This window comes from Collinsella sp. LCP19S3_B6, from assembly GCF_052121815.1.
GTDB lineage: Bacteria > Actinomycetota > Coriobacteriia > Coriobacteriales > Coriobacteriaceae > Collinsella.
Window position 1 is genome coordinate 1 of record NZ_JBQKDN010000032.1, and the last position, 8658, is coordinate 8658.

7 protein-coding genes are annotated in these 8658 nt (G+C 56.8%); 4 read left to right on the forward strand and 3 right to left on the reverse strand.

Features of this window, described 5'->3' with window-relative positions; genetic code table 11:
• Positions 1–214: 214 nt before the first annotated feature.
• Positions 215–1246, forward strand: a complete 1032-nt coding sequence (locus ACTQWD_RS08430; protein ID WP_441017227.1) for a 3-deoxy-7-phosphoheptulonate synthase — start codon at positions 215–217, stop codon at positions 1244–1246.
• A gap of 412 nt (positions 1247–1658) precedes the next feature.
• On the opposite strand, the gene ACTQWD_RS08435 is transcribed toward ACTQWD_RS08430, so the two are convergent.
• Positions 1659–3461 (reverse strand): amidohydrolase, encoded by a 1803-nt coding sequence (locus tag ACTQWD_RS08435; protein WP_441559735.1) that lies wholly within the window; start codon positions 3459–3461, stop codon positions 1659–1661.
• Positions 3462–3599: 138 nt separating this feature from the next.
• Complete coding sequence (locus ACTQWD_RS08440; protein WP_154514942.1) at positions 3600–4562, reverse strand: LuxR C-terminal-related transcriptional regulator; 963 nt, start codon at positions 4560–4562, stop codon at positions 3600–3602.
• A gap of 469 nt (positions 4563–5031) precedes the next feature.
• On the opposite strand from ACTQWD_RS08440, the gene ACTQWD_RS08445 reads away from it, so the two are divergent.
• Positions 5032–5682 carry a GNAT family N-acetyltransferase gene (locus ACTQWD_RS08445; protein WP_349117437.1) on the forward strand — a complete coding sequence of 217 codons (651 nt, stop codon included), beginning with the start codon at positions 5032–5034 and terminating at the stop codon, positions 5680–5682.
• A 122-nt stretch (positions 5683–5804) separates the two neighbouring features.
• Here the strand turns inward: ACTQWD_RS08445 and aguA are convergent, their stop codons facing one another.
• Positions 5805–6926, reverse strand: coding sequence for an agmatine deiminase (gene aguA, locus ACTQWD_RS08450; RefSeq protein WP_154514946.1), 1122 nt, complete (start codon positions 6924–6926; stop codon positions 5805–5807).
• A gap of 178 nt (positions 6927–7104) precedes the next feature.
• On the opposite strand from aguA, the gene ACTQWD_RS08455 reads away from it, so the two are divergent.
• Positions 7105–7908: a LuxR C-terminal-related transcriptional regulator gene (locus ACTQWD_RS08455; RefSeq protein WP_427795515.1), complete on the forward strand. Its 804-nt coding sequence runs from the start codon at positions 7105–7107 to the stop codon at positions 7906–7908.
• Positions 7909–8283: 375 nt separating this feature from the next.
• Positions 8284–8475, forward strand: a complete 192-nt coding sequence (locus ACTQWD_RS08460; protein WP_427794893.1) for a hypothetical protein — start codon at positions 8284–8286, stop codon at positions 8473–8475.
• Positions 8476–8658: the final 183 nt, after the last annotated feature.

Here is an 8658-nt window from a genome sequence, read left to right on the forward strand (position 1 = left end):
AAGGGCTACCGCACGGGCCGATACTCAAAGCCCATTGTGGCATCCCGAGCCCGCGAAAAGAAGCTGCGCCGCGGGGGAGGCGACCCAAATGGCTTTCTCATATCGTCTTGGCAGGTTTTGGGGTGACGAAGGCTTGCACTTTAGCGTGCGACAGCGGATAATGCCGAGCATTCGACAATGCACACTTTGTCTTATTTGATTGAGGAGGCCCCGTATGGCCATGGAATTCAAGCGCAGGCTGCCGATCCCCATGGAAATCCGCGAGGAAATGCCGCTTTCCGCCGATCTTACCGCCAAAAAACAGGCATTCGACGCCGAGGTCGCCAAGGTCTTTACCGGCGAGGACGCGCGCAAGGTGCTCATCATCGGCCCGTGCTCTGCCGACCGCGAGGACTCGGTGCTTGAGTACATGAGCCGACTGACCAAGGTCGCCGAAGAGGTCAAGGACAAGCTCATCATCATTCCGCGCGTCTATACCAACAAGCCGCGCACCAAGGGCACCGGCTACAAGGGCCTGCTGCACAACCCCGATCCCGAGGCGCCCGATGACCTGCTCGAAGGCGTTAAAGCCATCCGCCATATGCACCTGCGCGTCATCGAGGAGACCGGTTTCTTTACCGCCGATGAGATGCTCTACCCGTCCAACTACCAGTACCTCGTCGACCTGCTGAGCTACGTCGCCGTGGGCGCGCGCTCGGTCGAGAACCAGGAGCATCGTCTGGTGTCGAGCGGCATTTCGGTGCCTGTGGGCATGAAGAACCCCACCGCCGGTTCCACCACCGTCATGCTCAACTCCATCTACGCCGCCCAGGCACATCAAAGCTTCATCTTCCGCAACTGGGAGGTCGAGTGCGACGGCAATCCGCTCGCGCACGCCGTCATGCGTGGCTACATTGGTCTCGACGGTCGTACCTACCCCAATTACCACTACGAGCATCTGGAGCGTCTGGCTGAGCGCTATACCGAGCATGCCGGCTACGCCAACCCGGCGGCGATCATCGACTGCAACCACGACAACTCGGGCAAGCGCCCGCTGGAGCAGCACCGCATCTGCAAGGAGGTGCTCGACAGCTGCCGCCGCAACGAGTCCATCTCCAAGCTGGTCAAGGGCTTTATGATCGAATCCTACCTGGAGGACGGTAACCAGTCTGTCGACGGCGGCGTCTTTGGCAAGTCCATCACCGACCCGTGCCTGGGCTGGGAAAAGACCGACTACCTCATCCACGAGATCGCAGAGCGGGTTTAGTTACGCGGTTTTACCAAACCGCGTAACTACTCGACGCTGCGCGGGCCGCATTTGGACAATCTGACGCTCAACTTCAAGGGCGCGACCAGAAGGTCAGCGCCCTTTCGTTTCACGTCACCTTGTCTCAAATGCGGCCCGCTCGCTGTCCGTCCTCTACCTGCGGCGCCGTCTTGCTCCGGACGCGACAGTTAGGGACGTTCCTTTTCTGCCGGCAGTCTGGGACATTCCTTGGGGTAGTCGTTGGGGACGCTCTTGTTTGACTAGTCGTTTAAGAACGTCCCCCATGACCACCGCAAAAAAGCGCCGCCGCGGACGCTCATGCATCCGCGGCGGCCTGCACTAAATTGCGACGACAGCTGGCGCCCTAGCGTTCTACCGAGCAGATCGTCCGCTCTTTACCTCGATCGACCGATTATCCCTCGTATACGATACGGCCATCGGAGACAGTGAACAGAATCTTGGTATCGGAGATCTTCTTGGGATCGCAATGAAGAATGTCTTGATCGAGCACCGTGATGTCGGCGAGCTTGCCCACCTCGAGCGTACCGACTTTATCCTCCATGTAGTTCTCAAAGGCAACGTTTTTGGTATATGCCTCGAGCGCCTGATATGCCGTGATGGCCTGCTCGGGCCAACGGTACATATCGGTGTCCTCCTCCTCGGGATACGGGCTGTTGCGCGTAACGGCCACCTCGATCTCCTCGAGCGGCGCATAGCCGGTGACCGGGCCATCGCTCGCACCGGAGATAAAGCAGCCGGCCTCGAGCATCTTCTTGACGGGGTAGAACTTCATGGCGCGATCCTCGCCCACAAAGGCGATCTCGAGGTCGCACAAAGGATCGTGATACATCCACAGGAACTGCAACGCGCACACAATGTCGAGATCGACGACGCGCTGAATGTCCTCGTCGGTGATTGCACACACATGCGTCATGGTGTTGCGGCGATCATCGCGCTCACCGTTCTCCTTGACGCAGCGCTCGTAGGCATCGAGTGTATTGTGGACGGCGCCATCTCCGATCGCGTGAACATGAATCTGAACACCCTCTTTGTCGAGGGCGGCCACCATGTCGCTGAACTCCTGCTGATCCCAGACGGACTCGCCGTGCCAGTTATCGCCCTTACCGGCGGCGGAGGTATATGGCTCGAGCATCACGGCGCTGCCGCCCTCGGTAACGCCATCGGAGTAGATCTTAACCGTACCGGTAGAGATCATGTTGCTATCGAACTTCTTGAGGTCCTTCACGGTTTTAAGGGCCTCTTCAGCCGTAATGCCGGGCCTAATGGTAGGAAGTACTCGCATGCGCAGGTTAAGCTTGCCATCTTTCTCAAGGTCAGTATAGAACTGGCAATCCTCTGCCGTAGAATCTCCCACGACGCTTATGTTGGTAATGCCGGTGATGCCGTATTTCGTAGCCACCTGCTGGTACTTGTCGATAGCGTTCTCAAGCTCCTTGTCCGTATGCTCGACGGAGACAACCTCCCTCACCATACCTGCAGCAGAATCGATCAAGTAGCCAGTCGCCTCGCCGTTTGCATCGCGGGTGATGATGCCGCCCGTGGGATTGGGGGTATCGTTATCGATGCCCGCAAGCTCGAGCGCACGGCTGTTGACCCACACCGAATGATAGGAAACATCGGTCAGCATGATGGGCTTATCGGAACAGATCTCATCGAGGATGGACTTGTTGGGGCCGGGATTGGTGCCATCCTCTTGCTCGAAGGCGTTGATCATGAACGAGCCGCCAACGTAAGCCTCATCATCGGGATGCTTGGTTACAAAATCACTGACCGCCTTCTTATACTCATCGATCGTGGTAGCCTTGGTAAGATCGATTTCGTACAGCGCGGTCACCCAGTTGCCCGGAGCGTGGATATGGCCGTCCATAAAGCCGGGGATCACCATACCGCCATCAAGATCGATTACGCGCGTGTTGTCATCGATGTACTCGTCAACACCGGAGTCTTCGCCTACATATACGATCTTGTTGCCCGAGACAGCCAGGGCGGCCGCGGTGTCGCCCTCTTTGACCATCGTCTGAATCGTGCCGTTACGAAAGACGATGGATGCCTTATCGGAACTCGCGCTGCCGGTGCTTCCGGCATTTGAAGAATTGTTGGCGCAACCGGCGGCACCCACCGCAACAGCCGCGGCGCCTAACGTGCTCAGACCGAGAAAGCTTCTACGGGAAACGGGGGGGATAGAGGTCTTCATATAACCCACCTTTCTGTTGACATCGCCGCGCTTTCGCGACGCTTGCTATCACCTGAATAGCACCCCCGGGTATAAACTTGTCAGCACAAACGGGGTTATTGCCGTAAGCGGAGGCCTATATCCCCTATAACCCTGCCTTTAACCTGCCCAAAAGCTCTGAAGAAGCTCGGACCGCGATGAGACACCGCATTTACGGAATATCGTGTGAACATGCGATTTGACCGTGCCGACAGAGATAAACAATTCATTCGCTATGGCGCGGTTATCCTGGCCATCGAGCAGAAGGTCGAGCACTTCGCGTTCACGCGCGGAGATATCGTGCTGGTCGCAGAATGCCGAGAAGCGGACCTCCGCAATCTGCTTGGCAGAGGTGCCAGACGTTGTGGGCGGAGCAGAAAAGCGCAACGACAAGATCCGCGACGCCGCACGAACGGTATACATCGCGGCCACCACGCTCATGATGTTCTCTGGGATGTTTCTGCCGTAGGCAAAATACAGGTAATCAATGACTTCGATCCGCCCAATATTCAGCCCGAGAACGCGTACATCCTCGATCAGAACAAACACCGTCAACACAGCCATCACAATAAGAAACCTGCCGTAGCGTGCATAGAAGCTCTTTCGCGCCAACGGTTTGCTTTTGCGGTAGCAGACGAAAATCATGCCAAACGCCACGAACATGAACAAGGAGCGCAACGCATAAAATGCGAGTTGTTTGATTGAATCGGGCTGCAAAACAAGCGACATGGCCTCGAAAGCAGAAAAGACGATGCAGGGCACGAGCATGTGAAGCCGGCTCGTCTTGTTTGCGATCGCCAATGCAAATGCCCACATGCTCGCCATGATTCCAATCGATAGGACGAGTTTCGTTATGGGGTGAGTCATGGGAAATTGGCTGCTGAGGATATCTGCCATCATCTTACTGCCCTGATACTCATCGAGGAATACGAGGGCGCTTTCGAGCATGTCGAAGAAAAAGAAGGCCGAGACCGTCAAGTAGCTTGTTCGATGTGAGACGAGGTATGCGCATACCGATACGCACACCGCCACCATGCAAACCAAGACGAATGTGATTCCGTAGAAGAAGTTGAACGTACTCACTACCGGGCCTTTCGCTTATTGATATGTGCTAAGGATAAACTTTACGCCAAAGACATGCAGATCGCTGTCTTCAGCGCAAAATCCAGCCAAAGAAAGGAAGGGTGGAAGACGCATATCCCCCACCCCAGCGCATGGGCGAAACTAGCCAGTGATGCGGGTGCCGGAGAGGCCGGCCATGGTCTCGGCGATGGTAGTCGTTGGGGACGTTCTTGTTTGACTAGTCGTTTAAGAACGTCCCCAACGACTACCCAGAATGAGAGTGGATAATCTCCCGTTTTTGGCCTATATCAGCGCTAAAAGTGGGAGATTATCCACTCTCGTCGAGCGGGCGTCCGATAATCCACTCTCATTCTCTCTTGGAACCCTCCGTCCCCGAGGAATCGAGGCTCGTCTGCCGAATGGTCGATGCGGCCGCCCTGCGTCCATGTCAAACTCATAGATGGCCTGACCCAACTTGGAAGGAGTCTCCATGAGCCTTGAGAACGTAGCCCTGCGCGCCGCCACGCTTGATGACCTGACCGGCATCGCCGCCATCTACAACCAGCTGTGGTGCAACACGCTGCGCAACCGCGGCGACGTCGAAGCCGCCGATTTCTGCGCACGCTTTAACATCGCCATGCAGCTGCAGCGTTCCCCCATCGCACTCGTCGCCGAGGCCGAGGGCCGCATTATCGCCGCCTGCTGCATCGGCATCTTCGAGGACGGCAAGCCGCGTACCAATCCCACCTGGGAGCCCTGTTACGACGAGCTGTTTATCCAGGCAACCGAGATGGCAAAGACCGCCGATGCCAAGCTCGAGGGCTCGCTCTTTGGCGACAGTCGTGAAAAGGCCACGGCCGACCGCTTTGCCGCCACGGGCAACGAGTATGCCCAGGGCCAGCTCAACCTGATCATCATTGCGCCCGAGTGGCAGGGCAAGGGACTCGGCCGCGAGCTCATCGACCTTACGCGCGCTGAGCTCGCCAAGGCAGGCTGCACCAAGTTCTTCCTGATGAGCGACTGCAACGCCGACTGGCAGTTCTACGAGCACCTCAACATGAAGCGCATCCTAGAAGATCACAGCCAGGACACCGGCGACGGCTTTATCGTCTACATGTACGGAGGCGACACGCAGGATTAGCCCGCACATCCAAGCCGCACGGCCCGCCGTTCAGCTGAAACCACCACACAAAAAGTCCGCCGACCATTGAAGTCGGCGGACTTTCGCGTGCGGACAATCAAGCGTTGTTCACCATGGAACTGCTATTTACAGCGCGCCTTAGGCTGCTGCTGGGTGATGCAGTGGATGTTGCCGCCGCCGTAGATAACTTCACGGGTCATGATACCGATGACTTCGCGGTCCGGATAAGCAGCTTGGATATCCTTGAGCGCCTGGGCGTCATTGGGATCGCCGAACTGCGGTACAAGCACCGCACCGTTGATGGGCAGGAAATTGAGATAGCTCGGTTCGAAAGCGTCCTCGGGAGTACGCGGCAGCACGCCCTCGACGGGATCGATCGTGCTGGCCTCTTCTTCGGTCATATATACCGATGTCGCAGGCATGATCACCTTGTGGATCTTGAGCTTGCGACCCTTGGCATCCGTGGCCTCGGAGAGCGTCTTGTACGCCTCCTGACACTCCTTGTAGAACTTGTGGTTGGGATCGTCGGTCCACATGCAGCAAACTTCGCCGGGCGCACTAAAGCATGCGACGTCGTCCACATGGCCATTCGTTTCGTACGGATCGATTCCGTCCTTGATCCAGATAACCTTCTCGATACCGAGATACTCAGAGAGCTTCTCCTCAATCTGCTCCTTGGTGTACTGCGGGTTGCGGTCCTCGTTGAGCAGACACATCTCGGTGGTCACGACGGTGCCTTGACCATCACAGTTGAACGAGCCTCCCTCGAGGATGTAATCCTCGGGACGATAACGGTTAACCTGCTCAAGCTGTGCCACCTGCAGGCCAATGGAAGCGTCCTTGTCCCACGGGAAATACAGGCCGTCAATGAAACCGCCGTAAGCATTAAAGTGGAAGTGCGAAAGGGCCACCTCACCATTGTCATTAACGAGGAATGCCGGGCCGGGGTCGCGAATCCAGCTGTCGTTGTACTCCATGTGGATAACGCGCACGTTCTCAACGCCGTCGAAGATCTCACACACCGCGGGGAAGTCTTCGGTGTTGACGCCCACAGTGATGGGCTGAAAGCGTGCAACGGTCTTGATGATCTCGGTGAAGACCTTCTGCGCCGGCTTGGCGCCGCAGCGCCACACGTCGGAGCGGTGCGGCCATAGAATCCAGGTGCGCTCCTGCTCCTCATACTCACCGGGCATATAGAACCCGTCCTTCTTAGGCGTGGATTCACTCTCGTAGATTGTCTTCATTTCAAGCTCCTAAATCTCGGTGCTTTTGCTTGACGAGACCATGATGCGGCCGCACCGAGATGTTCTCAATGGTCCCTCGAGCCCCTTTCAACGACCGACGGTATACCATTCGCTGACCTAAAGTTCTATTCAGGCCGAGAACATGACATACTGGGTTCCACAATGGAAAGGACGCCCTATGCCCCCATGCAATAAACAGCAGACTATTGAGTTGGACGGTACGACCTGGACTGCTCTCAACGAGCTCGCGCTTGCAATCCACGCATCACACGGTATTGATAAGCTGCAAAAGGAGACCCTCGAGGGAACGACAGGGCTCGTGCCCCATCGGATCGCCATGTTCGACCTGATCGAGGCGGCGGACAGTGATACCCCACGCTACGTCCATCCTGCAAGCAGCGGAATGGACGACCGCGCACTGAGCGACTACTACAACCGCTACGCCGCGATGGACTATACAACATGGAGCTTTGACCTACATAAGGTCGGCGTCTACCGCGACCTCGACCTGGTCGACGTCGAGCGACGCGATGCCACGCCCATCTATCGCAAATGGATGGAACCGCAGGGCGTCTACTTTGGCTGTACGGCCACGCTCGCGCACAACGACAGCCCGCTAGGAAGCATCGCCCTGTTTCGCGAACGCACGGCCGGAGACTTTACCGACACCGAGCTCGCAATCCTGCTCGAAATCGCTCGGCACGCGAGCCTCGCGCTCGCCAACCTCTATCCTCGGGGCATTAAACTCACCCAGACCGAAGACACAAACCAGCTGAATGCTTTCATTGCAGAACATAATATCCAACCGCGCGAAGCTGAAGTCATGCGGCTCATGCTCGACGGCAAAACGAACAAACAGATGGCAAACGAGCTATTCATAAGCGAGTCGACCGTAAAGAAGCACGTCAACGCCATCTATCGCAAGCTCGGCGTCAGCAACCGACTGGGCCTTATGACTGCCGCGCAAAACATCCTGCGATAAAAAGGCGCCCTCCATACGGAGAACGCCCTTTGATTTCGCCATTTGAATTAGTGTCGGCTCTGGCTCAAAGAGTAGACGGGGTCATTTTGGTAGATTTTATATGGGTAAACGCCGATACGACACCCAAACCTCTACGGAAGGAACAGGCACTTATGTGGTGGTTCAGAAAGGAAACGGCCCGCTCCGGCGGTTTATCTCAATCTGTAACAAGTAGAGGCGATTTATTAAGTTAGACGTTACAGATTGAGACGTTGAAGATAGCGCAGAAATAGCCGTCGCATTTGTGTTGGTTTTGAACTCTCCGCGACGGGATGCTAGACTGGCGACGTATACATTCGCGCCAGAACACGGGTCGCATGAAGAAAAGGAGATGCCATGGCGCCTATCGCACCGCTCAAGATGCTCGTCGCTCCTGCCGCCAAGGCCATCGCCCGCCTGAGCGACTCACTCACCTACGACGATGTCCCCTGTCTTGTCGACGAACGTACGGACAGCTGCCCTTACCTGGGACACGTCCCCTACTTTGCGCCTAAACTCGCTTCTGACCCCGAGCACCGCGAGCGGTAATCCAAGATGCAGCAAGCGCCGCGCAGCTCGCGGCGCTACTGTTTTGGTGCAAAGAAACCTGTCCCCCTTGCACCAACGCCGGGATTATCGACGCTGCGGCCGCGGCGCGATATGAGGCGCGAGACCTCGCCCAACAGCACACCGATTACCACGCCCACGAGAATCGGCAACTTTGCCATCTCG

Excerpts from the sequence above, each read along its gene's own strand:
- ACTQWD_RS08445 (WP_349117437.1), top strand. The coding sequence starts at position 5,032 with ATGAGCCTTGAGAACGTAGCCCTGCGCGCCGCCACGCTTGATGACCTG.
- ACTQWD_RS08430 (WP_441017227.1), top strand. The coding sequence starts at position 215 with ATGGCCATGGAATTCAAGCGCAGGCTGCCGATCCCCATGGAAATCCGC.
- ACTQWD_RS08455 (WP_427795515.1), top strand. The coding sequence starts at position 7,105 with ATGCCCCCATGCAATAAACAGCAGACTATTGAGTTGGACGGTACGACC.
- aguA (WP_154514946.1), bottom strand. The coding sequence starts at position 6,926 with ATGAAGACAATCTACGAGAGTGAATCCACGCCTAAGAAGGACGGGTTC.
- ACTQWD_RS08460 (WP_427794893.1), top strand. The coding sequence starts at position 8,284 with ATGGCGCCTATCGCACCGCTCAAGATGCTCGTCGCTCCTGCCGCCAAG.
- ACTQWD_RS08435 (WP_441559735.1), bottom strand. The coding sequence starts at position 3,461 with ATGAAGACCTCTATCCCCCCCGTTTCCCGTAGAAGCTTTCTCGGTCTG.